Annotated in this window: 32 protein-coding genes; 19 read left to right on the forward strand and 13 right to left on the reverse strand. The window is 45.0% G+C overall.

The genetic code is table 11. The features are described from left to right. The first annotated feature begins 6 nt into the window (after nt 1–6). The 8 genes from gspG to PN836_RS12210 all read left to right on the forward strand — a co-directional run bounded on the left by gspG (nt 7) and on the right by PN836_RS12210 (nt 5,926). Complete coding sequence (gene gspG, locus PN836_RS12175; protein WP_395338672.1) at nt 7–483, forward strand: type II secretion system major pseudopilin GspG; 477 nt, start codon at nt 7–9, stop codon at nt 481–483. Between the two features lie 49 nt (nt 484–532). Then, the gene (gene gspH / locus PN836_RS12180; RefSeq protein ID WP_395338674.1) at nt 533–1,162 is read left to right on the forward strand and encodes a type II secretion system minor pseudopilin GspH; all 630 of its coding nucleotides are present in this window, start codon (nt 533–535) and stop codon (nt 1,160–1,162) included. After that, nucleotides 1,159–1,545, forward strand: coding sequence for a type II secretion system minor pseudopilin GspI (gspI, locus tag PN836_RS12185; RefSeq protein ID WP_395338676.1), 387 nt, complete (start codon nt 1,159–1,161; stop codon nt 1,543–1,545). Before gspH ends, gspI begins: the two co-directional genes overlap by 4 nt. After that, a complete protein-coding gene (gene gspJ / locus PN836_RS12190; RefSeq protein ID WP_395338678.1) occupies nt 1,542–2,153 on the forward strand; it encodes a type II secretion system minor pseudopilin GspJ in 612 nt (203 codons plus the stop codon). Before gspI ends, gspJ begins: the two co-directional genes overlap by 4 nt. Continuing rightward, complete coding sequence (gene gspK, locus PN836_RS12195; protein ID WP_395338680.1) at nt 2,150–3,250, forward strand: type II secretion system minor pseudopilin GspK; 1,101 nt, start codon at nt 2,150–2,152, stop codon at nt 3,248–3,250. The genes gspJ and gspK overlap by 4 nt, the downstream gene beginning before the upstream one ends. Before the next feature lie 64 nt (nt 3,251–3,314). Then, a complete protein-coding gene (gene gspL, locus PN836_RS12200; protein ID WP_395338682.1) occupies nt 3,315–4,625 on the forward strand; it encodes a type II secretion system protein GspL in 1,311 nt (436 codons plus the stop codon). A 26-nt stretch (nt 4,626–4,651) separates the two neighbouring features. After that, on the forward strand, nt 4,652–5,128 hold the full coding sequence (gspM, locus tag PN836_RS12205) for a type II secretion system protein GspM (RefSeq protein ID WP_395338684.1): 477 nt from the start codon (nt 4,652–4,654) through the stop codon (nt 5,126–5,128). 33 nt (nt 5,129–5,161) lie between these two features. Beyond that, nucleotides 5,162–5,926: a type II secretion system protein N gene (locus tag PN836_RS12210; protein WP_395338685.1), complete on the forward strand. Its 765-nt coding sequence runs from the start codon at nt 5,162–5,164 to the stop codon at nt 5,924–5,926. Here the strand turns inward: PN836_RS12210 and yjjX are convergent. Then, the gene (gene yjjX, locus PN836_RS12215; RefSeq protein WP_395338686.1) at nt 5,913–6,455 is read right to left on the reverse strand and encodes an inosine/xanthosine triphosphatase; all 543 of its coding nucleotides are present in this window, start codon (nt 6,453–6,455) and stop codon (nt 5,913–5,915) included. The genes PN836_RS12210 and yjjX overlap by 14 nt on opposite strands. Continuing rightward, nucleotides 6,452–7,171, reverse strand: coding sequence for a GMP/IMP nucleotidase (yrfG, locus tag PN836_RS12220; protein WP_395338688.1), 720 nt, complete (start codon nt 7,169–7,171; stop codon nt 6,452–6,454). Before yrfG ends, yjjX begins: the two co-directional genes overlap by 4 nt. 61 nt (nt 7,172–7,232) lie before the next feature. Here yrfG and nudE point away from each other — a divergent pair, with 61 nt between their 5' ends. From nudE to PN836_RS12235, 3 genes are all read left to right on the forward strand, one after another. Continuing rightward, complete coding sequence (nudE, locus tag PN836_RS12225) at nt 7,233–7,802, forward strand: ADP compounds hydrolase NudE (protein WP_395338689.1); 570 nt, start codon at nt 7,233–7,235, stop codon at nt 7,800–7,802. Between the two features lie 3 nt (nt 7,803–7,805). Then, on the forward strand, nt 7,806–8,627 hold the full coding sequence (gene cysQ / locus PN836_RS12230) for a 3'(2'),5'-bisphosphate nucleotidase CysQ (protein WP_395338690.1): 822 nt from the start codon (nt 7,806–7,808) through the stop codon (nt 8,625–8,627). A gap of 122 nt (nt 8,628–8,749) precedes the next feature. Next, complete coding sequence (locus tag PN836_RS12235; protein ID WP_395338692.1) at nt 8,750–9,346, forward strand: YceI family protein; 597 nt, start codon at nt 8,750–8,752, stop codon at nt 9,344–9,346. Between the two features lie 334 nt (nt 9,347–9,680). On the opposite strand, the gene PN836_RS12240 is transcribed toward PN836_RS12235, so the two are convergent. The 5 genes from PN836_RS12240 to PN836_RS12260 form a co-directional block, all read right to left on the reverse strand. After that, a complete protein-coding gene (locus PN836_RS12240) occupies nt 9,681–9,917 on the reverse strand; it encodes a DUF1778 domain-containing protein (RefSeq protein ID WP_395338694.1) in 237 nt (78 codons plus the stop codon). A 352-nt stretch (nt 9,918–10,269) separates the two neighbouring features. Continuing rightward, complete coding sequence (locus PN836_RS12245; RefSeq protein ID WP_395338696.1) at nt 10,270–10,476, reverse strand: YheU family protein; 207 nt, start codon at nt 10,474–10,476, stop codon at nt 10,270–10,272. Next, nucleotides 10,473–11,531 carry a hydrolase gene (locus PN836_RS12250; RefSeq protein ID WP_395338698.1) on the reverse strand — a complete coding sequence of 353 codons (1,059 nt, stop codon included), beginning with the start codon at nt 11,529–11,531 and terminating at the stop codon, nt 10,473–10,475. Before PN836_RS12250 ends, PN836_RS12245 begins: the two co-directional genes overlap by 4 nt. 23 nt (nt 11,532–11,554) lie before the next feature. Then, the gene (locus PN836_RS12255; RefSeq protein ID WP_395338700.1) at nt 11,555–12,082 is read right to left on the reverse strand and encodes a TIGR02444 family protein; all 528 of its coding nucleotides are present in this window, start codon (nt 12,080–12,082) and stop codon (nt 11,555–11,557) included. A gap of 2 nt (nt 12,083–12,084) precedes the next feature. Then, the gene (locus tag PN836_RS12260; RefSeq protein WP_395338702.1) at nt 12,085–14,040 is read right to left on the reverse strand and encodes an ATP-binding cassette domain-containing protein; all 1,956 of its coding nucleotides are present in this window, start codon (nt 14,038–14,040) and stop codon (nt 12,085–12,087) included. Nucleotides 14,041–14,152: 112 nt separating this feature from the next. Here PN836_RS12260 and PN836_RS12265 point away from each other — a divergent pair, with 112 nt between their 5' ends. The 3 genes from PN836_RS12265 (at nt 14,153) to PN836_RS12275 (ending at nt 15,219) form a co-directional block, all read left to right on the forward strand. Beyond that, on the forward strand, nt 14,153–14,359 hold the full coding sequence (locus PN836_RS12265) for a YheV family putative zinc ribbon protein (protein WP_395338704.1): 207 nt from the start codon (nt 14,153–14,155) through the stop codon (nt 14,357–14,359). Nucleotides 14,360–14,494: 135 nt separating this feature from the next. Then, entirely contained in the window at nt 14,495–14,785 is a 291-nt protein-coding gene (locus tag PN836_RS12270; protein WP_395338706.1) for a FitA-like ribbon-helix-helix domain-containing protein, read from the forward strand. A 32-nt stretch (nt 14,786–14,817) separates the two neighbouring features. Further along, a complete protein-coding gene (locus PN836_RS12275) occupies nt 14,818–15,219 on the forward strand; it encodes a type II toxin-antitoxin system VapC family toxin (protein WP_395338708.1) in 402 nt (133 codons plus the stop codon). Between the two features lie 57 nt (nt 15,220–15,276). Here PN836_RS12275 and PN836_RS12280 read toward each other — a convergent pair whose 3' ends face one another. Together PN836_RS12280 and PN836_RS12285 are read right to left on the reverse strand one after the other, a co-directional pair. Further along, on the reverse strand, nt 15,277–15,498 hold the full coding sequence (locus tag PN836_RS12280; protein ID WP_395338710.1) for a SlyX family protein: 222 nt from the start codon (nt 15,496–15,498) through the stop codon (nt 15,277–15,279). Nucleotides 15,499–15,510: 12 nt separating this feature from the next. After that, nucleotides 15,511–16,455: a WD40 repeat domain-containing protein gene (locus PN836_RS12285; RefSeq protein WP_395345631.1), complete on the reverse strand. Its 945-nt coding sequence runs from the start codon at nt 16,453–16,455 to the stop codon at nt 15,511–15,513. A 165-nt stretch (nt 16,456–16,620) separates the two neighbouring features. On the opposite strand from PN836_RS12285, the gene fkpA reads away from it, so the two are divergent. Then, nucleotides 16,621–17,370, forward strand: a complete 750-nt coding sequence (gene fkpA, locus PN836_RS12290) for an FKBP-type peptidyl-prolyl cis-trans isomerase (protein ID WP_395338712.1) — start codon at nt 16,621–16,623, stop codon at nt 17,368–17,370. A 69-nt stretch (nt 17,371–17,439) separates the two neighbouring features. Here the strand turns inward: fkpA and PN836_RS12295 are convergent, their stop codons facing one another. Beyond that, nucleotides 17,440–17,715 carry a hypothetical protein gene (locus tag PN836_RS12295; protein WP_395338714.1) on the reverse strand — a complete coding sequence of 92 codons (276 nt, stop codon included), beginning with the start codon at nt 17,713–17,715 and terminating at the stop codon, nt 17,440–17,442. 57 nt (nt 17,716–17,772) lie between these two features. On the opposite strand from PN836_RS12295, the gene greB reads away from it, so the two are divergent. Then, nucleotides 17,773–18,246 carry a transcription elongation factor GreB gene (gene greB / locus PN836_RS12300; protein WP_395338716.1) on the forward strand — a complete coding sequence of 158 codons (474 nt, stop codon included), beginning with the start codon at nt 17,773–17,775 and terminating at the stop codon, nt 18,244–18,246. 103 nt (nt 18,247–18,349) lie between these two features. Then, nucleotides 18,350–20,704, forward strand: coding sequence for a Tex family protein (locus PN836_RS12305; protein WP_395338718.1), 2,355 nt, complete (start codon nt 18,350–18,352; stop codon nt 20,702–20,704). A gap of 2 nt (nt 20,705–20,706) precedes the next feature. Here PN836_RS12305 and PN836_RS12310 read toward each other — a convergent pair whose 3' ends face one another. Together PN836_RS12310 and PN836_RS12315 are read right to left on the reverse strand one after the other, a co-directional pair. Then, nucleotides 20,707–21,330 (reverse strand): putative metalloprotease CJM1_0395 family protein, encoded by a 624-nt coding sequence (locus PN836_RS12310; protein ID WP_395338720.1) that lies wholly within the window; start codon nt 21,328–21,330, stop codon nt 20,707–20,709. A 12-nt stretch (nt 21,331–21,342) separates the two neighbouring features. Further along, nucleotides 21,343–21,624 (reverse strand): hypothetical protein, encoded by a 282-nt coding sequence (locus tag PN836_RS12315; RefSeq protein WP_395338722.1) that lies wholly within the window; start codon nt 21,622–21,624, stop codon nt 21,343–21,345. Nucleotides 21,625–22,171: 547 nt separating this feature from the next. Between PN836_RS12315 and PN836_RS12320 the strand changes: the two genes are divergently transcribed. Further along, a complete protein-coding gene (locus PN836_RS12320; RefSeq protein ID WP_395338723.1) occupies nt 22,172–24,061 on the forward strand; it encodes a PKD domain-containing protein in 1,890 nt (629 codons plus the stop codon). A gap of 196 nt (nt 24,062–24,257) precedes the next feature. Here the strand turns inward: PN836_RS12320 and PN836_RS12325 are convergent, their stop codons facing one another. Continuing rightward, nucleotides 24,258–25,136 carry an alpha/beta fold hydrolase gene (locus tag PN836_RS12325; RefSeq protein ID WP_395338725.1) on the reverse strand — a complete coding sequence of 293 codons (879 nt, stop codon included), beginning with the start codon at nt 25,134–25,136 and terminating at the stop codon, nt 24,258–24,260. Nucleotides 25,137–25,322: 186 nt separating this feature from the next. Between PN836_RS12325 and PN836_RS12330 the strand changes: the two genes are divergently transcribed. After that, nucleotides 25,323–26,087, forward strand: a complete 765-nt coding sequence (locus PN836_RS12330; protein ID WP_395338726.1) for a ComF family protein — start codon at nt 25,323–25,325, stop codon at nt 26,085–26,087. The last annotated feature ends 3 nt before the right edge of the window (nt 26,088–26,090 follow it).

The raw sequence follows: 26,090 nt of genomic DNA on the forward strand, positions 1-26,090 counted from the left end.
TTTCAAATGAATACTAAAACGCTCCCTTTAAAAAGCAAAAGCAAATCACTAAGAGGCAGGGCCTCAAGTCGAGGATTTTCACTTATCGAAGTGATGATCGTTATTTTTATTATCGGGATGATCGCGGCGCTTGTTGTGCCAAACGTGATTGGTAACCAACAAACGGCAGAACTCAAAAAGGCAGTAATCGATATTCAAAGCTTGGAAAACGCATTAAAAATGTATCGGTTAAACGCTAGCCGATATCCGACTAGCGAGCAAGGTTTAGACGCGCTTGTCTTTTCACCTACCATAGAGCCCATCCCGCGGAATTATCCTGAAGGTGGATTTATTGATCGCTTACCCACTGACCCCTGGGGCGGTGAATACATTTTATTAAGTCCCGGCGAAGTAAAACCAATCGAGGTCTATTCAATGGGTCCTGATGGCATTGATGGCACTGAGGATGATATTGGTAGCTGGAACTTAAACGACTATTTATAGCCCAATTGTAACTAGCGCATACCTTCTAAAGCAGATTGTTTGAAACCTGATGAAGCAACATAAATGGCAAGCGGATCATAATGCTCAACACGGTTTTACCTTGCTTGAGATTATACTTGTACTTGCCATTATTGGATTGGTTGTTTCAACGGTAAGCTACAATATCATTGGCACTGATCCTCGAGATGAGGTCGAGCAAGAAACGCGTAAATTGCAAGTATTGGTAGATATGGCAAGCGACTACGCGGTGCTTAACCAAATGCAGCTTGGCCTTCGACTCGATGACGAAAAGGTAAGTTATGAATTTGTGCATCTAGATGAGAACCAGCGCTGGCAGCCAATCCAAAACCAAGAGATTTTTACTCTCAGAGAGCTTCCCGAATACTATAGCTTTGAGCTGTTTTTAGAAGACCTACCTTGGCAAGAAGACGAAAGTTTATTCGACAGTACAATTTTTGACGAAGGCTTGAGCGTAAGTGAAGATAGCGTGGAGATAGGTAACGAAGAAGACATCGAACCCCCTCCCCCACAAATTCTAATTTTATCCAGCGGCGAAATTACGCCCTTTGAGCTACAGCTGATTTTTGAAGATCCCTTTAGTGACGACTCACCTTTTTTCTTCAGTCTACAAGGACAAGAAGTCCCCCCCCTCGTGCGAGAAGGTCCTACAGACTTATGACTTCTCGAAAGCAAAAAAATATGGGCTTTACGCTGCTAGAAGTGCTCGTGGCAGTCGCGATATTTGCGCTTGCCGGTGCAGCCATCGTAAAAAGCGCAGCCGAACACTTAAATGCTGTGAGCATGCTTAAGAATATGACTTTTGCGACCTATGTTGCCAATAATCAACTTAGTGAGGCAGCCCTTCGTGCGAGAGTGACTTGGCCGCCAAAAAACAATCTGGTAGGCGACGCCTTAATGGCGGACCGGGAATGGTACTGGGAGCAGACGACCCTGAAAACCACTGACGATGATTTGCTACAAGTTAGTGTAACAGTATATGAGAATGAAGATTTGAGCGGCGCTATCACCACCGTTTCAACCTATATGGCGAAGAAACAATGAAACGCTTGGCATCCGGTTTCACGCTCATTGAGCTAATTGTTGCCATTGCCATTTTTGCGCTTGTTGCCATGGCTGCCAATCAGGTTTTGCAAAACGTCACCACAAGTGCAGAACTCTCAGACACTGAACTTAGCAATTTACAAGATTTACAGCGCGCCATGCTGGTGATGGAACGTGATTTTCAGCAAATAGCGGATCGTATCCCTCGCGTTCAAGGCGAAGAAAACCAGTTGATAATCAATGGTGGCGAATATGAATTTGAAAGCGATGCAGACGGTATAGGCATTGTACGAAGCGGGTGGCATAACCCACAACTTATGCTGCCTCGAAGCTCTCTGCAAAACGTGGTGTATCGCGTGCAAGAAAATCAGCTACAGCGACTGCATACCAATTATGTGGATGCCGTAATTGGCACCGAGCCAAGGGTGCGTGTGCTGTTACAGAACATTGAAGATTTACAGATTGACGTACTTAACAGCCTTGGCACAGATGACGATTTTGAATGGTCTGAAAATATTGAGAATACGCAGCTACCAGCCGCTATCCGCATCACCGTAATTTCCAGCGATTTTGGTGAAATTACGCGCGTTTTTCAGGTGTCGCTATGAGTCTGTTGCGCACCAATAAATCGTCTTTTCGACAAAATCAGAAAGGTGTCGCCCTCGTAGTCGTGCTCTTGATTGTCGCGCTGGTAAGCATACTGGCTACGCAAATGGTCAGTCGCCTTCAGCTTAATGTGGTGCGTGCACAAAATATCAAAGATAACAATCAAGCTTACTGGTATGCATTGGGTGCAGAAGAGTTTGCGCGAAAATCGTTAAGCGCCATAGAAGCATTGAGCCCAGACAATATTAATTTGAGCCAGCCTTGGGCACAGCGTTTTGAGTATCCTATTGATGGGGGCAGTATCACCGCCGAGCTGAGTGATATGCAGGCTTGTTTTAATTTGAATGCGGTGAACTCAAAAAAAACTGAACCTAATCCATCTGGAGGTGGAGGAGGTGAAGAAGGCGGAGAAAGTGGGAGTGGGGGAGAGCTTGACCAACCAGAACCCGACCCTAGGTCCAGACGTGGAGGAGACAATGGCCGCACACCCAGCCAACAAGCCTTCCATAACTTATTAGATTTCGTCATTGAAGACTCATATACCGTCGATGTTGTTACCGACTCCATGATTGACTGGCTAGATGAAGATGACAATCCATCCAACTACGGCGCAGAAGACGTCGACTATGAGTCTCTTGCAAACCCGTATCTTGCCGCTAATAGCGCTATGTCTAGCAAAAGCGAACTTCGCTTAATAAATGGCGTGTCTGAAGGCATTCGCAATCAGTGGCTGCAGAATCTTTTGCCACTGGTATGCGTCATCCCAGAAGAAAACCTAGCGCTTAATGTCAATACCGTGACCGAAGACACCGCTCATGTATTAGCGGCACTGCTGGGAGATGATGTGTCTACTGCTCAAACCATTATCAGCAATCGTCCGCCTGAAGGCTTTGCTAATATTGAAGATTTTAAGAACTTACCAGCCGTAACAGCCCTTGATTTACAAGCAGAGCAACTAGGATGGTTTTCTCTTGATACAAAGTACTTTAAGCTTCGCACCACCGCAAAGTATAATGAAGCGCAATTTAGCTTAAGCACCCTATTTAGTGTAGACGGTGATAGTGTTACGGTAGTACGGCGTGAGTTCGGTATATTTTAATTTGAAGTAGTACCTGATGAGCTTTAGAAAAGTTGCCCCATCGGCCTCGGAGACATAAAAACGCGTGCAGCAATTAATATTTAGATTTCCCAGTGATTCGCAATCCTCTTTGCATTGGCTTGTATACAGTGAGTCTGCACAGGAAATTATTGCGTCTGGGGAGCTGGTAAATCTGTCTGAGCTTGCGTCGTTAAAAGAGCATGCAAACAGCGCTGAAGTCATTGCGCTTGCGCCCTGTACCGATGTTTTAATTGCCAGCGTTACCTTACCTGCAAATGCAAATCGCAAGGTCTTAGGCGCTATTCCATTTATGCTAGAGGAAGAAGTATGCGGCGATATAAGCGAGCAGTTTGTCGCCTTAGGACAGCGTACAGGCAGTAAAGACGGTGACATACAGCAAGTTGCGGTGATTGAGAAAGCTAAGCTCAATCTGTATCAGCAAGCTATAAAAGACGCCGGTATTTTCTGCCAACAGATTATTCCTGATGTGCTCGCACTGCCGCTAAGTGAACCATCAAGCGATAGTGATGATGAGAGTAAATCTGACAGCATTGGTCAAAACGCCGTATCCGCATTGCAAATTGGCGAAGATATCGTCGCTCGTATTGGCCTAAATGAAGGATTATGTGGTGAAGCAAAATGGCTAAGCCCTCTGTTGTTAGCCACGATTAAGGAAAATAAGCAAAGCCTGCGCTGCTTCAGCGAAATAGACGGTATTGATGCTGATGCATTGCGCTCAAATGACGCATCGATAGCAAGTGAGTCGGCAGATGAGATTGAAAATGAATCCGCGCCGAACTATGACTTTGTTTTCGATGACTTGCCGCTGCTGCTAATGCTTAAGCAAATCAAAGCGAACACGCTCAATCTCTGCCAAGGTGAGTTTTCAGTTAAGCGCGCAGGTAATCCGCATTGGGAAAAATGGAAGTTAGCGGCAATCCTTGCGGGCGTCGCGCTTACCTTGAACTTAGTGACCAAAAGTATTGAATTAAATGAGCTGAAAACTCAGCGCGCTCAAGTGAATGAGCAAATCAGAGCCAGTGTTTCGCAAAGCTTCCCCGACATTAGACGCTTTAATCGCGTAAGGCAGGAAATTGAGCGAAGAATGGCAGATTTAGAACGCTCTGGCGGTAATGTGGGCATGCTGGCGATACTATCTCAGTTAACTAACGCCTTTGCTAATTCAGGGGTTACCCCGCAAACCTTGCGATTTGACGCGACTCGCACTGAGCTGAGAATGCAGTCGGTTGCGGATAACTTTGAAGCACTTGAACGTTTTAGACGTGACGTACAGACCTTAGGATTTGAGGTAGACCAAGGCGCTATTAACAACCAGGGTGACAAGGTGGTTGGCGTCATTGTAGTGAAAGGTTAGGACTGAAGGTTGAGGATGATATAAGTATGCAAGCACTTAAACAGTGGTTTTCTCAGTTAACCGATCGCGAGCGCATTCTGGTGCTTGCAGCTGGCGGTGTGAGCGCGGTCGTGATCTTCTATTTTGCTATTTGGTCACCACTAAATACTGGCATAGAGAAGCAGCGCGCTGCGCTGAAAAACGAACAACAGTTGCTTACTTGGGTTAACGAACAATCTGCTCGTGTGCAGTTACTCAAGGGCAGCGCGCAAAACAATCGTTTCAATGGCTCACTCACACAATTGGTCAACCAAACCACTCGCGCTGCGAATATTTCAGTTTCACGCTTGCAACCTCAAGACGAAGAACTCAACGTCTGGATAGACTCCGTCTCATTTAACGCATTAATGTCATGGTTGGAAGATTTAGAAAAACGCGGTGTAAGCATTGTTCAATCTGACTTTAGCGAAACCGATGAAGACGGTCTGGTGCAGGTGCGACGCTTGCGCCTAGCTAAGCAGTAAATCAGCAAATATCAAAAAAGGGTAAAAACACACATGAAGCTGCCTACTTGGCTTTGGATCATATTGGCGCTAATCGCTTACGCACTATTTGTGTTTGCAAATACGCCAGCGGTTTATGTTAGCAATTTCGTTAATACCAAAAGCCAAGGCGAAGTCAGCATTTTGGGGGCATCTGGTACTCTGTTCAATGGCAATGCGATGGCCATTGAGGCATCTGGTTTTCGGGTTAATAACGTAGAATGGTCTCTTAGCCCCCTGGCTTTACTGATTGCGCGAGCGGATATTGAACTCACCGGCGGCGCGATAAGAAACGCAGAGCAAATATATGTGAATGCCGATGCTCGTTTAAGCTTGTTCTCACCTGAAAACTTTTCACTTCAAAATACGCAAATTCTTGTCCCTGCGAAGACCGTCTTATCCCAAGTCCCGCTGCCTGTTGCAGTCACAGCAAATGGACGATTTAGGGTGGATATCGAAACCCTAAGTATGGAGCCTGGCTGCACAGAGCTTAGCGGAGAAGGCGCATGGCTTAATGCAGTGGTGGATACCCCAGCTGAGCCGGTAAACTTAGGTAGCTTCGAGGCCAATTTGGCCTGTAGAGAAGGGAGCTTGATTGTAGATGTTGCGCCCGGCAATCGACTTAATTTAAGTGCGAGTATTCTTATCGACCCACAAGGGCGATATGAAGCCTCAGGACAGTTTAAGCCAGACGCGAATCTGCCTGAGGTAATTCAGCAAGCCGTGCAGTTTTTCCCTTTCGAGCAAAACGAACAAGGGTTTTATCTTATCGACTTATAAAAAGCGCTGGTTTTGCAAATACGCTCAACGCGAGAATTGTCGCGCTTTTGTAAATACTCATTCTTGTTTCAAGCCCAGACGTCAACTGTCCAATTGCACCGCCTTTTTGTTTAATATTGTGCGTATTAAATAAGGCATCCATGGCATCCCCGAGCTCTTGCCCCTCTAACAGAGCTTGATATATCTGCAGCGGTAAAGACAAAGTGGCAGTTTGCCCATATATACATTGTTCACCGTCGCTAATGCATACAATGGCAAAGGTTTTAGGGCCATCTTCAAATACCTCAACACCACCCTCATAGGCGATATAATAGTCTCCTTCAAATTGTGAGCCATACAGTTCAATAGCATTTTGTACACGGTTAAACGCACCCTCCCTTGTTTCATCATAGGTCATTGGCTGGTCTGGCACATTTGAAGCGACGCTAATTGGAATAATATCTGTCTCGTTTTGCGCGAATACTTCTGAAAAAGCCGACTGCGCTGCATTTATTTTCACGGGGTTTTTGGATGCGACGACTATTTTCATGCTTTACCTTCATTTGGTGATGATGTTTTCTCGTGCCCCATAAAATTATCCTCAATGATCGAGCAGATGATATCGTGATAATTATTTGTGCTTGGGTGACCGGTAATCACATTTTCAGGCTCTTTGCTGTCTGGATTCGTAATGCCAAGCGTATAGGCAATGCCAAACGCTTTTGCGGCGTCTAAAATACGCTGACTGTCGTCCACAAACAATGTATGCGCCGGGTCAAAATCAAGGTGCGCATGTAACTGTTGCCACAAAGACTGCGATTCTTTTGTGACACCGAATTGATGAGTGGAAATTAAGGTATCGATATGCGCATCCAGCTGCGTTTTTTCGAGTTTCAGCGAGAGGCTGTCGGGGTGTGCGTTAGTCACTAATACCACTTCTCTCTGGCTTTGCTTTAAAGCATCTAAGAAAGGCATACAGTCTTCTCTGATTTGAATCAAATGAGTAAGCTCTCGTTTGGCCGACATAATATCTAAATCGAGACGCTGAGCCCAATAATCCAAACAGTACCACTGAATCTGGCCATACACCTCTTCGTAAGCACTTTTCATGTCTTGGCGACACGCTTCGAGGGACTTTCCGCTTTTCTCAGACAATTTGCGCGGAATATGCTCGCGCCAAAATTGAGTATCAAAATGCAGGTCAAGCAAGGTGCCGTCCATATCCAATAAAACGGTTTGAATCTTATGCCAGGGCAAGAGTGTCAATCGAGCTTCCTTATGCTAATGTTAAGGCTGATTTTCACTTAGTGTATCTTGTGTTGCTTGAATGAGTAAAATTAATCCTGACAAAGTCTTGCCGACCATCCACAAAACTCAAACCGTTGCCAAAAGTCGTTTCTTCAAAGTAGAACAAGTAGACTTGGAATTTAGCAATGGCGCGACGCGCGAATTTGAAAGAATGGGCGGTACCGGTCGGGGGGCAGTTATGATTGTGCCTTTAATTGATGATAAAACCATGCTTTTAATTCGAGAATATGCGGCCGGAACGCATTCTTACCAGCTTGGATTTCCCAAAGGATTAATTGACCCGGGCGAAACGCCTGAACAAGCAGCTAATCGCGAGCTTCAAGAAGAGGTGGGGTATATCGCTCAAAACATTGAGCCGCTCCAAAGCGTGATGATGGCACCCACCTTTTTTAATGCGAGTATGGATATACTGGTAGCATGCGGTTTAAGCCCCAGCACACTTGAAGGTGACGAGCCTGAGCCCCTTGAAGTGGTGCCTTGGCCCATCTCGCATGTTGATGAACTGCTCGCAAGAGAGGATTTCGCTGAGGCCAGAAGCGTCGCGGCACTGTTATTGTTACAACGTTGGATAGCTGCAAAGGAGAGCTAGCATATGATGTCTAAATCCGTAGAAGAGTTGCTTGAAATCGCAAAGGATGTAGCGGTAAAGGCCGGTGTCGAAGTACTCGATATTTATGATAAAGGTGACTTTGAAACCTACGAAAAGGAAGATGAGTCGCCGGTTACCAGCGCAGACTATCGCGCTAATGAAATTATCACCGAAGCACTGTCACGCTTAACCCCCAACATTCCCATCATGTCGGAAGAGACCGAAATTCCAGACTTAGATCAGCGTCAATCGTGGACGCGTTATTGGTTAATCGATCCTATTGATGGCACTCAAGAGTTTGTTGCTCGAAGCGGTGATTTTACAATTAACATTGCCTTGATTGAAAATCACAAACCCGTCATTGGCGTGATTTATTGGCCCTGCGGCGAGTCGCTTTATTTTGCCAGCCAAGGTCATGGCGCCTACAAACGCTGTGAAGTAGAAACCAAACCCATTAGCGTGCGAGCGTTTTCTGTGCCAAGTGAAGACGTGGTCATGATTGCAATTTCGCGACGACAGTCTCGGGAACGCGTGCTGGAGCGTTTGAGCGACAAGCGCAAATACCAAACCCTACCCACCGGCAGTTGCTCACTTAAGGCCTGCTTTATTGCCGAAGGCAAAGCCGATGTCTTTATGCGCCTTGGCGTAACGGGTGAATGGGATACGGGGGCTTCCCAATGCATCATTAATGAAGCTGGCGGTCAGATAAAAGCCGCGACGTTTGATGAACTTAGCTACAACAAGCGTAAAGAAGTGACCAATCCTGATTTCGTTGTCTTAGGTGACCAACGAGTGGATTGGCGCAGCGTGATTCAATATAAATGATGCGAACGCTAGATAAGTAGAATCCAATACAAACAGAATTTAGTATAAAAACCCATCCTGTTTAGATATTAGTCATATGAATAAAGGCCGTTTCAACGGGCCTTTCCGTTTGGAGTTTAATAATGAAAATACCATTTCGAATTATGCAGTTAGTAAAGAGTGCGCTACTGACTGGCGTGCTGCTCTCATCCTCTGCTTTTGCAGATCATGTATTAAACCAAGAAATGAGTTCAGTTAACTTTTTATCCACCAAAAATGTCAATGTGACCGAAAGCCACACTTTTGATACTTTTGTAGGCGCGATTGACGATTCTGGCAAGCTAACTCTCGATGTTGACCTCACATCAGTCAACACCTTGATACCCATTAGAAATGAACGCATGCAAAACATGCTGTTTAATGTGACTGACTACACAAAAGCAAGCTTCAGCGCACAGCTTGATGATAGTCTGTTAGCGCTTACAGATGGCAAAAGCCGAGCTGCAACTGTAACCGGCGATTTAACTATCAGTGGCGTAAGCAAGCCCATTACCTTCGATATTGTGGTGACAGCATTGGCAGATGGCAAACTCTCAGCCGTCACCACCAAACCCACATTAATTAACGCATCCGACTACAATCTTGATGCGGGTATCGAAATGCTTCGTGAAGTGGCGATGCTGGAAAACATCTCGAAAAGTGTGCCCTTTTCGTTTTATGTAGTGTTCGATAACACTTAACATTTCAACACTCTTTTGGCGCTTATTGATGATAGGCTGATTGAATGAATGGCTATTTGCATTCTAGAGTTGGAACAAGTTGTTTCGAGTATCGTTGAAACATCCGCCTTTTGTGCAAAAAGTAGGTTGGATTGGGTAAAAAAACAGCACAAGTTAAATTACGCGAAAAAAGTTTATCTTGTAAATCTTTGTTTGCAATAGAAGCAAGAGTTGAATTTATTAGCTTTCGATACTTTACGACTTGACGTTCACCCCATGCCTTTTTAGTAAAGCGAATAATGTTGCGTAAGTCAGATTCAGCTCCTTTTGAAAGTGCGATTTCCGTCATTCGCGTTTATAAGCCCAACTCTTCATCAAATATCTCATCAACTGATTTCGAGGATAGCTCTCCAGTCAATGCTTTATTTTTTCTTTCCAGTAATAAGCTCTCCAGTTGTTTAAAAGCCTTTTGCTCTTGCTCAGTAGGGAGCGCACTATCTAAAACGTAATCTTTAATAGTCTTGCCGTGGATTGCGGCTGCAGCCTTTAAAAACTGGTGTTGTTCGGGCGAAATATCTATCGAAAGTCTCATAACTTACCCTAATAGCCATTTTTGGCGCAGTATACGTCAGAAACAACAAACCATACAAATGTTGTCTTATGTTGATGCGAGTGTTAATCGTGCATTGCCTCCACTCAGCATCTGGCATTATCGGCCAGCAAAAAACAAGGAACAGACATTCGGAAACGATAAACTAAGCTACTGATTTGTCTCAAAAGCACTATTTGATTTATCACTACGAATGCATTCCAACCAACTAATGATTCTGACAATTCACTGATGTTTATCAATTTCCAACCCTAGAATGCAAATAGCCGAATAAATAACATAGCGAGCGATACGACGCTCGCTATATCACCTCGCATTCAACGTAGACTCGTAATTAACTCTTAGAAATAATGTTCACGGTCTCATGCTCTTCCGAAAATTCAATCACCGCGCTACCTTCCTCTAGCTGATGTTTTACCTGAGCAACCTTTTCTTCCAACGAGTAATCCTGCTCACCATATTCAGTACCCTCTCGTAACACAAAAGCTTCAATGAGATTTATGAGGGTGTCTGGGGCGAGTTCTTTATGATCAATAATCACGCTTTGTCCTTGAATAACTGCGTTTGGAAAAATGAATGTATTCGCGCGGGCAAATATAGAGAGGGTAAAAACGGGCTTTGATAGTGTGCATCTTTTTTTGATTGCATAAACCCAACATGGCCGCCTGTTTCGCTAAGCTCATAGGCAATTTGGGGCGATAAATCATTCTCTTTGGGAATGACGCGCCTGTCCATGAAGGGATCGTCTGCCGCGTGTATCATTAGGGTAGGAGTTTGAATATTCCGAAGTAAAGGTAATGCAGAGCATTTAGCATAGTAATCATCGGCATCTTTAAAACCATGCAAGGGCGCAGTCACATGCTCATCGAAATCATAAAAGCTATCCAGCGCGGTAATCTGTTGTGCGTTAAGATTGACGTGTTCACGCATGTCCATCATGTGCATTTTTTGCAATAAATTTGCCTTCATACTTTTTAGTAAGTGCGCCTGATAGCGTTTTGCAAAGCCTCGATTAATTGCTTGAGATGAAGCGGCAAGCTGGATTGGCGCGCATACACTTACCGCAGCATGTATATCCGCTTCAGGATTATCGGCTAATAATTTAAGCAACATATTGCCACCAAGAGAGAAGCCTGCACACACCACCGTAGATTGGGGGTATATGCGTTTTATCCATTTAAGCGTCAGTAAGGCATCACCTGTTTCGCCTGAGTGATACGCTCTTGGCCTACGATTAACCTGCCCACTGCAACCGCGAAAATGCATCACAATACAGGATATTTTATTCGCGGCTAACTCATACATAAGATGCTGAATATAGTGGCTGTCTTTAGACCCTTCCAAACCGTGAAATAACAACGCAATGGGCTTTAGTGCGCGGCTTTCGTCAGCGTGCTGGATTTGTGCATCATCGATAATGTGCATGGCTAGGTCTAAAAAGTCCCCATCATCAGTGTTAATTCGTTCATAGCGCATCACGATTTTAGGCGCATTGAGTACAAATTTTGGATACAAGGTTTGCAAATGAGCATTGCTTGCCCAAACGGGTGGGCGAAAGCCTGCTTCACTTATTGAACCAAAGCGCGTTTCATCCATGATATTTTCCAAGCTCCCCTTGTTCAAAATGCACTTTCCAAAAATGCACCGATGGTGGTGCAAGCCATCAAGCTCGCTTCAGGTATTTGTTTCAAAGCAAGCCTTTTCTGCCGCGTTCGATTAAGCGCATTAATGCGCATCAAACATAAGCCGCTTAACTGATCGCTTAATTGACTGTTATGGGTCATGTGCCTAAAAAAAAGTGCGTTGGCAGCGTTCACAATTTCTTGATGCTGAGACTTTTCTAGGATGAGTTCGTCTTTTAAGGCTTCTTCATACAAGGCTTTGTCCATCAACTTTAGACCGCGTCGCTTCGCTCGATGGCGAATTAATGCTTTGTCCGATTCCGCAATGGCCAGCTCTATTTTTTCAAGATCATCAAAATCGAACATGTAGCGATGACTGCATACATACATCATGCACAACACAAGGTTGACATTGATCATCATGCTATCTTGAAGTTCTAAGCACGCCTCTTTTATTGCCTGATTTGAGTATGCGTCTAGAGAGTACTCCCATAGCGCTTCTTTCTGAATGAGAAAACGCGACATAACTAGGGCCTACTCTCGTGCACTTGTTCTAAAGCGACTTTATCTAATTGTGCCTTCTCAAGCATTTCGTGAGCTTCCAGCCAAATCATTTCCGCTTCCTCAAGCTCAGAGACAATTTCAGCCTGCTCTGCAAGCAACTGTGTTAACTTCGCCTTATTTTTTGCCTCATACAGACTGGTGTCACTCATTTCACTCTCAATGATGGCTTTTTTTTGATGTAGCTGCTCCATCCGCTTTTCTTGCTTTGCAACGCTATCTCTTAAAGGTTTTGTTTCTTGTCTAAACTGTGCCTCTAATCGCTTTCGCTCTTTTCTATCAGGCGGCTTTTGAGCATTCGATTCCCTAGATAAACTTGATTCAGCGTCACCTTCACGTTTAAGTTCGCCTCTAGTGGCGTTCAGCATCCAGTTTCTGTAATCATCCAAGTCGCCAGCAAATGCGCTCACCTGACCTGCGTCCACCAAATAAAAATCATCGCAAACCGACGCTAATAGATAGCGGTCGTGCGACACCAGTACTATTGCCCCTTCAAAACTTTGCAGGGCAAAATTTAGCGCTTGGCGCATCTCTATATCTAAATGGTTGGTCGGTTCATCCAATAATAACAAGTTTGGTTTTTGCATCACCAACATGGCCAGCACCAGACGTGCCTTTTCACCTCCTGACATGGGCGCAACTTGTGCTAAGGCATCGTCACCGTGAAAGCCAAAGCCGCCAAGGTAGTCGCGCACCTCTTGCTCGGTCATTTTTGTGTCCAAACGCTGAATATGCGCAAAGCAACTAGATTGCATATCGAGCGCATCGACTTGATGTTGTGCAAAATATCCAAGGTGCAAGCCTGCAGAGCTAAGATACTCGCCGGACATAGGCGCAAGCTCACTGCTCAAGAGTTTAATCAAGGTCGACTTACCTGCGCCGTTTTTGCCCAGTAAACCAATGCGGCTGCCAGGCACAAGATTTAAGTGGACTTTCTTCAAGATGGGCGTTTGTGAATATCCGACCTGCACGTCTTCCATCTTTATAAGGGGATTGGGTAGTTTGGCGGGCGGTTCAAAAGAAAAAGAGAAACCGCTGGATTGAAACACAGGAAGCACTTCTTGCATTTTTTCCAGTTGTTTAACGCGACTTTGTGCTTGTTTTGCTTTACTGGCTTTCGCTTTGAAACGCGTAATAAATGACATTAAGTGCTCGCGCTTCTTTTGCTGCTTCTCAAACTCGCTAGCGGCGAGTTTTATTCTCAGCGCTTTTTGTTTTTCGTACGCAGAGTAGCCACCGGTGTAAGGGACTAGCGTCTGATTTTCAAAACTCACAATATGATTAGCGCAATTATCAATAAAGACTTTGTCGTGAGAAATCAGCAGCAATGTGCCTTTATAAGTGGCTAACCAAGACTCAAGCCATAGCACCGCGTCCAAATCAAGGTGGTTTGTGGGCTCATCTAGCAACAGCATATCGGAAGGACATAACAGTGCTCTAGCTAAATTTAAACGCATTTGCCAGCCGCCTGAAAACTCACTTAATGCGTTACTCAGTTGCGCTTTTGTAAAACCTAAGCCAGATAGTATGATGGCCGCACGCGCCTCAATATCGTAAGCACCCGCTTGAGCGAGCTTTTCGTGTATTAGGCCAATTTTATTGCCATCGCCCCCCGCCTCTATCGCTTGTTGCTCTGCTCTAAGTGCTACGAGTTTCGTATCGCCTGCAATGACGTATTCAAGCGCGCTTTCTCCCTTATCCACTACGCTTTGAGCAACAGCAATCACTTGCCAGTCTTTTGGATAGAAGAACGTGCCCTCATCAGGCGACAGCTCCCCCAAGAGCATCGAGAACAAACTGGACTTTCCGCAACCATTGCGCCCGATAATAGCGACTTTATGACCGGGGAAAATGTCCAAATCCACTTGTTTTATCAGTGGCTTGATACCTCTATACAAAGAGAGTCCTTGAAGCTTTAGCATGGGATACTAACCATTTGTTTTCAGCGATTTTCGAGCAGTAGATTGTGTGCGCGCAAGCATAGCAAATTCATCAGCCTTGATCATTAAGTGCGCAATCGCGGTATAAGCACACATGAAAGATAAAAAAGTTAAAAAACGCTTCATTGCTGGAGCGACCTGTCCAAGCTGCAAAGCCCTTGACACACTGATGCTCTACTTTGAAAACAATGTCGAGAAGATTGCGTGTGTCAAATGTGACTACGCTGAGAGTCAAGCGAATACTGAAGTGGCGCAAGCGAGCAAAAACGATGCGGGTGTGATTGGGGTGTTTAAACCCTAATTGACCTCATCCATGGTCTTGCGAACTGCCGCCTTCCAAGCTTCCCCGACAGATTTGGAAACACTAAACCGTCAACGTAGGGCGACCTTCCTAAGCTGTTAACTCTAAGACGCATCATTGACTGCATTGCTATCGATGACTACAATCTTAGCAAGTATTAAAGCTTGGGGGAAATCAATGGCGGTGGTGACAATTAGAAATCTTCCAGACGAGACCAAAGAAGCGCTGCGGATTCAGGCGGCATATGCTGGCGTTTCTCTCGAACAATATCTTCGCAACATATTAAATAAAGTCTCGCAACAAGGTGCTAAGCAAGAAATGCAGATCACCGAAATTGCAGCAGAATATTTTAGCAATGCCCAGGTTGAAAACTTGGATTTACCACCTCGCGGCTCAAGGCGAGAAGTGCCCAATTTTGATAAATGATTGTATTAGACACTAACATCATCTGAGAGCTAATGCGCCCCTTCCCCGATGCCACGGTCTCGCGTTGGCTAAAAAAACAAAGCATTCAACACTTGTATACAACGTGGATAAATATTGCAGAAATACAGCGTGGATTGGATCGTTTACCAAACGGAAAACGAAAAGAAGCATTGAAGCTTAGTTTTATCGGGTTTGTTACGCATGCATTTTCATCAAGAGTGCTATCGTTCGACCAACAAAGCGCAAGGAATTATGCCGCCCTATCGACTAAGCGTGAACAGGCTGGATATCATGTCGACCCTGTAGACATGATGATAGCGGCAACGGCGCAAAGTCGCTCATTCGCTGTTGCCACGAGAAATACTGCAGATTTTACTTGTTGCGGGATAGAGCTTATCAACCCTTGGGATTTAGAGATAATCAGGAAACCGTAGCGCGCTAAAATGAAGCAATATCAGCTTCAGTGGATTAACCATCCGAGTGAGAGATGGTCAATAGTGCGGTGGCAATTCAATCCCATCGTTTACTTGCTCATCTTCTGTGGGCATGCTCTTTAGCTTTTCAACCATACGTTCACATAGCTTTTCTAACCTTTGGATTTGGCTTTGTTGCTGGGTAACAATCTCATTGAGCTGCTCTATTGTGTCTTCCTGATAAGCCACTTTGACTTGAAGCCCTTCAATTTCACTTTGCAAGTGTGCAATGTCTGACATGTATGGTGTCCGTTATTGTTTTAAATTCCAACGCGCGAAATTACCGCTACTGGCAATGGAAGCGGGAAATAGCTTATCGCCTCTTTGATCAAACCCCACTGCGTACACGACTGCAGATTGTGGCGCAGGGCCCTCACTTGACGCTACCCGCCATTGCTGAAGCTCCTCTCCGTCTGCTACATTCCAAAGCATCAACCTTTTTGCTGGCGAGCCTGTTAGCAAGTACTTACCATCTTGAGAAAAGTCTGCGGCGGTAAATATAATTTGACGTTCTATAAAATCGAGTTGACTGATTGCCTGCCCACTCTGCACATCCCAAATTTGGGCATCGTTTTGGCCATCAGCGGTAAATGCGTATCTGGCCTGTTGATCGAGTTTGACTTGCGTCACTCGGTTAGGATGCTGAAACACATGAATGACCTGACCGGTGTCAGTACTCCATAAGTAAGCACGGTAATCATTACCACCGCTTAACGCGTATTTTCCGTTAGCGGATAAATCGACAGAATTCACCTTGTTTTCGCCGTGCCCTAAAAACTCGATTCTTCGCTCTGTCCCAGGTTCAAAGAACATCACCATGCCACTTGCTCTTGCCACTAAAACACCTTTAGCACGGTTGCTTATCGCAACATCTTGTATAGTCGACTGATCAATGCGCCAAAAGCCTAACGGGTCTCCAGTTTCCATACTCCACAAAGCGAAAGCTTCGCTATCAGAAGACACTACAAATGCATCGTCTGGTGAAAAACGGACATTATCTACCAGATTCATGCCGTCGCCTTGATGTTGCCAGCGATAAAGCTCTCTATTTTCACCATGTGAATATACGCTTATCGCACCACTCACCTGAGATACCACCGAAAACTGACCGTTCGCACTTATGTCAGCTGCATATACGCCAGATTCGGATAAGTTTATTCGGCTTGCGGGGCTTGAGTCTGGTACACTGCACCCCACTAAGATAAGCGATATACCAACGAATGCACCCGCTAGAGTAAATTTGTATTTGACTGGATGATGCATATTGCAGATAAGCATCTTACTCTCGATTGAAGTGAACTTTTAATGCTTGAGTATATCCTATCGAAGCGATGACAATCCAACCTTCAACTGGAGATAACTATGAAAAAGGCTTACATAGCCGCGGCAATAGCCACCACTTTTTTTATCAGTGCCTGTGAAACTGGGAAGAATGAGGAACAAGCCGATGTTGTAATGGCACTCGAAACAGACACACAAAAGCAATCATATGCGCTTGGCGCAAACATGGGCCGATTTTCTGCAGACACCTTTGAAAAACAAGAAAGTCTGGGGATGGAGGTCGATAGAGCAGCACTTGTAGCTGGATTTGAAGCAGCATTGAACGGTAATTCGCAGCTAAGCGACGAAGAGATCCAAACACTCAATACTGCGGCTGAAGCTGCTTTTAGAGAAGCGCTTCAGGCAGAAGCGGAGCAAACCGCTGCTGCCAACATTGAAGCCGGCAAAGCTTATCTTGCAGAAAACGCTCAACGCGAGGAAGTTACGGTAACTGAATCTGGTTTACAGTATGAAGTGCTTAGCGCAGGTGAAGGTGCAAGCCCGGTCGCAAGCGATACTGTAACCGTGCATTATCAAGGTACTTTGATTGATGGTACCGAATTTGATTCGTCATACGGTCGCGGTGAACCTGCCTCTTTCCCATTGAATCGTGTGATTTCCGGTTGGACTGAGGGTTTGCAGTTAATGCAAGAGGGCGCAAAATATCGCTTCCACATCCCATCAGATTTAGCTTATGGTGCACGAGCAACGGGCAGCATTCCTGCAAACTCAACGTTGATATTTGATGTAGAATTGCTTTCAGTGCAAACACCAGAAGCGCCTGAAGAATAAAACGCAAGCTTGCAAAAACAAGAAAGCGGCCTAATTAAGCCGCTTTTTTTGAATACTGTTAAGACACTATTATTGAGCTCGTGTACTGGGCGTCTTCAGAAGCCAACGCCCGATGAAGAAAAACACAACGCTGATAACTATCGCGAGCGGGAACCATTTATCGTAATTATTGGTAATTACGGCGATACCTGTGAGAGCAAAAGTTAATACGCTTACAATGATTAAATTAATGGCAATAAACTTGATAGACATGCCATACAAAGAAGGCCTGTTATTATTGGAGTCGTTATTGGTCATATTCATGGTATACCCCCACTCACTCCATGATACTATATATGCATCCATCGTCTACCTCTAAATAGACATTTATTCTTAAATATTGTTCATTTTTTAAACAAAAATATGCGTACACCCCTAATTACTCCAATTGGATATGCGAAACTGAAACAAGAGCTTGATTTTTTGTGGCGGGAAGAGCGGCCAGAAATCACCAAAAAAGTGACTTGGGCGGCCAGTTTAGGCGACCGCAGCGAAAATGCGGATTATCAATACAACAAAAAACGTTTGCGTGAAATTGACCGGCGCGTGCGATACCTTAATAAGACTCTTGAGCGCTTAAAGGTTGTGCACTACCACAAAGACCAAGAGGGCAGAGTCTTTTTTGGTGCGCACGTGAAAATTGAAAATGACGACGGCGACATCAAGCAATTTCAAATTGTGGGCTATGATGAAATTTTTGGCAGAAAAGATGCCATATCCATTGATTCACCCATGGCGCGCGCACTGGTAAAAAAAGAAGTGGGCGATGAAATTGAAGTGCGCACCGAGTCTGGAAAATTCTATTGGACCATTGAATCGATTCACTACGATAAGTAAGTCGTTTTTATAAGCCGAGACGGTTATAATCCTCATCAAGGCTTACCTTCATTATTGCGGCATATTGCGCGCACAACATAACTAGTAGAGAACTCACCGAACAATGATAAACCAACTCATTGCCAAGGAAATTGGCGCTAACGTTTCACAAATTGATGCTGCCGTTTCCATGCTGGATGAAGGCGCGACCGTTCCCTTCATTGCCCGCTATCGAAAGGAGGCAACGGGTGGCCTTGATGACGCTCAATTGCGAAACCTAGAGCAGCGTTTGGGATATTTGCGTGAGTTGGAAGAGCGCCGCAATGTCATTCTTAAGTCCATTAGCGAGCAAGGAAAGCTAGACGCTGCACTGCGAACTAAAATCGAACAAGCGAGTAGCAAAACGATTTTAGAAGATTTGTATTTGCCATATAAACCAAAGCGCAGAACCAAAGGACAAATTGCTATCGAGGCAGGTTTAGAAGCTCTCGCTGAGCATCTGCTAGAGACCCCAAATACTGACGCCGAATCCCTCGCAGAAACATACATTAACCAAGAGGCGGGGATTGAAGACAGTAAAGCCGCACTGGATGGCGCCAAATTTATTTTAATGGAGCGCTTTGCCGAAAACGCCGATGTTCTGGGCGCTTTACGTAACCGATTGACGAAGCATGCGCATCTCACCAGTGCGTTAATCGACGGTATGAAAGAGAAAGGCGAGAAGTTTTCTGATTATTTTTCCTATAGCGAGAAATATCTGTCCATTCCTTCACATCGCGCGCTCGCCGTATTTAGAGGAAGAAATGAAGGTGTTCTTTCAGTCAATATTGACGGAGAGCCTGAAAAAGAAGGCCTGCAAAAGACGCAAGCTTACGAAGATATCATCATCAAAACGCTCAGCTTAGATATGGGGCATGACAGCACATCAACTCGAAACAAATGGTTAAGCACCGTCGTGCAATGGACATGGAAAATTAAACTGAGTCTTCACCTGGAAACAGAACTGTTCAGTGCGCTACGAGAAAAAGCAGAAAAAGAAGCCATTCACGTTTTTGCAAATAACTTAAAAGACTTACTCATGGCGGCGCCTGCGGGCCCTAAAGTCACCATGGGATTGGATCCAGGCATACGTACAGGCGTAAAAGTTGCGATCGTAGATGCTACCGGCAAAGTAATTGCCACCACGACTATTTTCCCCCACGCCCCGCAAAATCAGTGGGACAAATCCCAGCGCACCCTCGCGATGCTGTGCAAGCAGCATAAAGTAGATTTGATCAGCATAGGCAATGGCACCGGCTCGCGTGAAACCGACAAGCTGGTTGCACAAATGATGAAGGCAGAGCCTGATTTAGGACTTCAAAAAATCATGATCAGCGAAGCAGGCGCATCTGTGTATTCCGCCTCAGAGCTAGCCTCATCGGAATTGCCTGATTTAGATGTGTCTTTGCGTGGAGCGGTATCTATTGCAAGGCGTTTGCAAGACCCTTTGGCAGAACTGGTAAAAATTGAACCAAAAGCAATTGGTGTAGGGCAGTATCAACATGATGTGAATCAGAGCCATCTTGCGCAATCGCTGGATAACGTGATCAAAGACTGTGTAAATGCGGTGGGGGTTGACCTAAACACCGCCTCGCCCGCGCTATTGGCGAATGTGTCAGGATTAAATAAAACGCTGGCAAGCAATATTGTGCTGTTTCGTGATAAACACGGGCGTTTTAACAGTCGCAAAAACTTATTAGACGTTGAACGCTTAGGGCCAAAAGCATACGAGCAAGCCGCTGGTTTTTTACGCGTGATGAATGGCGATAACCCACTTGACGCCAGTGCTGTTCACCCTGAAGCCTACAAAGTGGTCGAAACCATTGTGCAAAAGTCTGGCATTGCAGTAAATGACATGATTGGCAAACAAGACGTGCTAAGAACGCTCAAGCCACAAGAATTTGTTACCCCAGAATTTGGTTTACCTACCATCAGCGACATTGTCAGGGAGCTAGAGAAACCCGGACGAGACCCGCGCCCTGAGTTTAAAACCGCCAGCTTTAAAGAAGGCGTTTCTGAAATCACCGACTTGGAACCGGGCATGATTTTGGAAGGTGTAGTAAGCAACGTTGCCAATTTCGGCGCATTCGTGGATATTGGCGTACACCAAGATGGCTTGGTGCATATTTCTGCCATTACGAACAAGTTCATCAAAGACCCCCGCGACGCAGTTAAAACCGGTGAAGTGGTCAAAGTTAAAGTAATGGAAGTGGATGCCAAGCGCAAGCGTATTAGCTTGAGTATGCGTTTGGATGACGAGATCGCGATTCAGTCATCAGGCGCAAATAAGGGCAGTGAAAATAGAAAGCCTCATTCCAAACGCAGTGACAAGTCGCCCCAAGGACATAAGCGTGATTTAAGAAGCAAAGCCAATGCTGGCAGCGCTAATGCAGCCATGGGAAATGCTTTTGCAGAGGCGTTTGCGAAAGCGAAAAAGTAGCATCACGCGAAAGCATTGTAATTGCTTCCTGAAGCCTCCGATGGATTGAATTCAGTATGCGAGTTGTATGCGTTTATAGCTCTTGAATTCGCGGTGGACGTTGCTTGCGAAGAAGATGTACCAGGGTCGTTTGTGTCTTTTTCAACCGCTTGCTTCGCCACTTCCGCTCTTGCAGCTTGTTCTTTTTGTTGGGCTTCTGCTGCCACTTTAAAGTCTTGAGGTGACGGCTCGGCAGGGGCTAAAGCCGCGGCTCTCACCACTTGCATCTTATCAATGGTATCTTCGGGCTTATTGGCTTCGCTGACATCAATGGATACTTCGCCGCCTACGGCATATTGTTTACCGTCTGGTCCAGTTTCAAAGTCATAACTTGGCGCGCCTGCATATTGCCCGCCTACTGCAGCATGCGCTTGTTCATGCAGGCGTACTTCACGATCGCGATCTTTAAGCTCCTGAATCTTTTTGTCATCACTTTCTTGCTGTTCTTTATCTTGCTTAAGCTCAAGTGCCTTGCTTTGTTCGGTATCTTGGCCTGTCGATACTTGAGCAGATAAGGTCGATTGCGCGGGTGAACCTTGACTTAGGTTTAGATAATTGAAGTTGCTTGATGCCGTACCGATATTCATACAAAGCGCACCTTATGCAAATACATCAATGATGCTGCCGAGCATTTCATCACTGCGCCGTATTACTTCAGCGGAGGCTTGTGCTTGCAGAGATGCGCTTTTCATATCTATGGCTGATTGAGTGAAATTTACATCTCGCGCTGAGCCATGGGCAAAGGATGACGCCGCGTCTGACATTTGCGATGAGGCACGCTCAAAGCCTGCGATACCGTTTTCCAGGGCAGAAGATCGCGATCCGTTAACGATTGTTGGCAGCGTATTAATGGCTAAAGCCTCTGGCGAAATACTGTTCATTTATGTCAGACTAAAAACGTTTCTATACGGTCAATATCGGCGGGCTTTTCTATATCTTTAGGATTTTTATCGCTTTAATTAGCAACGGACATCGTCTGTAGTGCTAAAGTATGCCAAAGTCGCTTGGTGTTAACACAGATATGGTTTTTAGTTTTGAACAAATCTGACGGTCGCATATGTCTCTTGAGTTTAATTGATGAATGCAAAACTACCCTTATTGCGAGAGGACAGTGCCATGAAACAAAGAAAAAGGCTCGATTTATAACGTAGACCTTCAAAACAACAGTTTTGCACCACGCCTTAACCAAGATTTTCGCGACAATTGAGCAAATCTGTAACACATTCCCTGTAGCTCAGGACTCGTAATAAAGATACCCTGACCTTCGTCAGAGTGACGTATCGTCGGTCGGGGCAAGGCATTTTCCTGTCGTCATGGCGAAAGCCTAGATCTTCCCATGGATGATGAGCCCTAAAAACTAGCAAGGCTCAGTCAAAAACTGTAATATCGCATATCCGACGCTACACCATCATTTTAAAAGGAATTTAGATGAGAAACATTTTCATATTCGTTTGTTTAATCACGCTCTTAAATACGACCCACGCCGCCACCTCCATTTCGCTCGAAAGCGATCCCGGTGATTGGATTGGAGGTGGTACACCCCATTTCTTGGAGGGCGATTTCACGGTATCACTTAGCGATAGTGTTATAAGTATACAGCATGATAGTGGCTTTGATTTTCTATTTGTCCCACCCAACAATAGGATCCTTGAACCTAATGTCTTCTTGGATGCGGAAAGAGCACCATTTAGAGGGCCACTGAATCCCGGGATGGATGTCGGTTCTTCAGGTCGTGGATGTAACACAATTGCGGGTGAGTTTTACATTTATGAATTAGATTTTGAAGGTAACAATCAAAAACTGGCAATGGACTTTGTTCAATATTGTGATTCTAATACGTCGAAATTGACCGGAAGCATTAGGATTGACTCAGATGTTGAAGTCCCTTATACCCAACCTATCGCTGTTATTCGAGTCGGCTCACAGTCAATCGTAGAGGGGCAAACCGTCGAGCTTAACGCTAGCAGCTCGTTTTCTTCAGTGAGCGATATTACAAATTATCAATGGGAAAAATTAGTAGGTCCAGAATTTATATTCGACGCCACTGATACCGAAACTGTTAACGCAAGCATATCGGATGACATCGCTTTAGGTGGAGAAGTAATTGTTGTCAGTTTGACTGTGACCGACGCTACGGGAGCACAGAGTACTAGCGATATGACTCTAGACGTAAAAAGCAAAAGCGATCCAATGACTTTCTTCACAATGAGTAGTGAATCAGGCGACTATATTGGTGCAGGTATGAATTGGTTTTATAACGAAAACAATAGCACCATCTCCGCATCACGTAATTACGATAACGGCGTTTCTTTATCAATAAATGGAAGCGAATTTTGGTCAGCTGATTTTGCTGCTCCTGATGACGCCGAGCTAGAGAATGGCGTGTATGAAAACGCTACCCGCTTTCCTTTCCAAGCACCAGACGTTCCTGGTTTAACGATTTCTGGAAATGGTCGAGGTTGTAACAAAAACTACGGCGCATTCGATGTACTTGATATTGTTCAGCAAGAAAATACCGTGACATCTTTTAGAGCTACCTTTGAACAGCATTGTGAATCTTTGTCTGCGCCTTTACTGACAGGCGAAATAGCATTTAACTCTTTAGATTCGAATGTTCCAAAAGCAAATGCGGGTGAAGATATTGAAGTTCTAGAAGGTGATGTGGTCAATCTAAATGGCTCAGATTCATTTGATGACACCGGCTCGATAGTTAGTTACCAATGGCTTACTGAGCGCGATGATGTAGCATTCCAAGGTGGAAATACTTCTCGCGCTAATTTCACCGCGCCTGAGTTAGGCGACAGAGTCAAGAGTGACAGTTTAGAATTAACTATCTTGGTAAAAGACGATGAGGGTTATAAAGCACAAGACAGCGTTACGGTGACAGTTTTACAAAACAATCAAGCGCCAGTCACTTCGGATGACAGTATTCGTGTTGATATCAAAGGTACTGTGGATATCTCACCCTTGTCGAATGATAGCGACGAAGATGGAAGCTTATTGTTGGATTCGATTGAGATTGTCAGTCAACCCGCTGCTGGAAGCCTAGTTATTAGTTCGCAAGGCGTGGTGACGTATACACATACGGGTGACGTTAGCATAGATGATACCTTCACATATACCGTTAAAGACAATGATGGTGCAACATCGAATGTTGCGACGGTAACCGTTAACGCAGCAGAGAGTGCTCCAGCTCCAGTGACACCACCGCCACCACCTGCGGAGAGTTCTTCTGGAGGTGGAGCGCTTCAGCCTCTTGTCTCGATAGGACTACTTGCTCTAGTATTGATTAGACGACGTCGACTTTATAAAAGGTAAACAATGAAGTGCAGTGTCTTAATGCCGATTGCTACTAAGACACTCACTTTTACTTGAGTCTCTTAGTGAAATGACAAAAACTCGGTTGAGCAATCATTGACCTTCCCGCAACTTCGGCTTCGAAGGCCGACATAATCCCTTGGTAATCACATTACTACACTTAAGTTCATTCATATAATCACTTGTATCAGCTAGTTTAAACATCCAGTGTGTTTATAAAGTTAAAAATATCATCTAGCACCGCTTGAGGATGACTCACAAAGGGTGCATGAGAGGCTTTCGGGTAAGTGATAGAATTCGAATGCTTACTGCATTCGTCAATGAGTGGAATAGCTTGATGTGGCACAAGGGAGTCCAAGCGTCCGTATAGATGCAATAAGGGGCAAGTGACTTGCCACAGCTCAGCTCGTAAATCAGACTTTTTAAGCAACTGAAGCCCAAAGGCCAAGGTATCGCTATTGGCAATTGGCCTATCTTTGATGGCCTGAAGCATCTGCTGAATATGCACCTTTGCATTGCTTTGCCCCATGCTTTGTAAGGCAATAAAGCGTTTTAGTAGCTTTTCGTGATCTTGCGTAAGCTGCTGATTAAATGCCTCAAGCACGTCTGGCTTAATCCCCGGCCATAGTGTATCTGAGCCGCTGCTAGTTTCTTGTAAGAATTTAGGAGAACTGCACATGGTAACAACCCCTAACAAATCTGAGTCACATGCTTTTTTATGTGCGGGTGTGTTTGACCCGTGAATGGCAATTTGTTGCGCCACAAGCCCGCCGAGAGACCAACCGATGAGTAGACATCGCTTTGGCAAGCGCTGCGCCGTGTCGACAGCTATTTGGGACAAACTCGAGCAGGCAGACGAGCTATTGAAAGCATCGCCATAACCGGGTAAATCAATCGCTTGAACACTAAAAGAAAGCGTATCTCTACTCGAAAAACCTCGCGCTAGCATAGTGTTCAGCTGCATAAGAAAGTCTTTAAAAATGCCGCTATTTGTCCCCCATCCATGAAGAAGAACGATGTTGAGCGCAGAGTCTTTGGGGGATTGTTTAGGTGTATCAAGCTGTGATCGGTACATAAATCGTGAATACTCTTTTTGTTAGATTACTTATTGGCTTGTGAATCATGCCCCGCGTATTCTTTTCCGGCGTTTGGGCAAACTAATACTTTCCAACTAAAAGTACAGGAGATTAGTAACGCACTAAGCAATATAATCTTGTTAGTAAAACAGAGTCATGAAATGTAAAAGGCTGAGTATCTCGTCATGGATATCGCGAGGCAAGCGAAAGTTGCGGCGCTACAAACCCTACAAGTTTGCAAGAGCTACTTTGGCTTGTTGTCACCAGATGCTTTCAGGTTTCATAAGCATTGTTATATTTGTCGGCAGTCTAGTGCCGCCATTGTATGCGAATACTGTAATAAAGATATCGCGCTACCGCATTTTACGACATTGGGCACTGACTTGCTTAACACACCCACTATTCGTAAACATTTGGTATTGCCTTATTATCATGAGCTGCACGCAATCGGAGAATATAAGGGCGTGTTAAAACAACTTATTAATAAGCTTAAATTTTCCAATCAAATGCTGGCTTGCCAGGTGCTCCATCATTTTTTTGAAATCTACGTGCTCCAGCGGCTGCGTCAAGTAAGCGAACTGCCCGATGCACTTGTACCCATCCCCCTTTCTAAATGGCGCTATGCAAAACGCGGCTATAATCAAGCTCGCGAGCTTGCAAAAGCAATTTCATCAGAGACCGACATTCCCATACTCGATGCACTGGTTAAACATACTCACACACGTGCGCAAAGTGAACTCTCTCGTGAGCAGCGGCTGCAAAATGTTGAAGGGGTGTTCAGCTTGGCGCAAGTCATTAACTGCTCGCATATTGCCTTAGTGGACGATGTGATGACAACCGGCGCAACGATTAACAGTGCCTGCGAAACTATTGTGAAACAGTATCCTGAGATGAAAATTTCGGTCTGGGTGATGGCGCTTACACCATCACCCCAATCAAAAAAGCCTTAAAGC

Origin of the sequence: Ningiella algicola (genome assembly GCF_028401415.2) — a bacterium.
GTDB lineage: Bacteria > Pseudomonadota > Gammaproteobacteria > Enterobacterales > Alteromonadaceae > Glaciecola.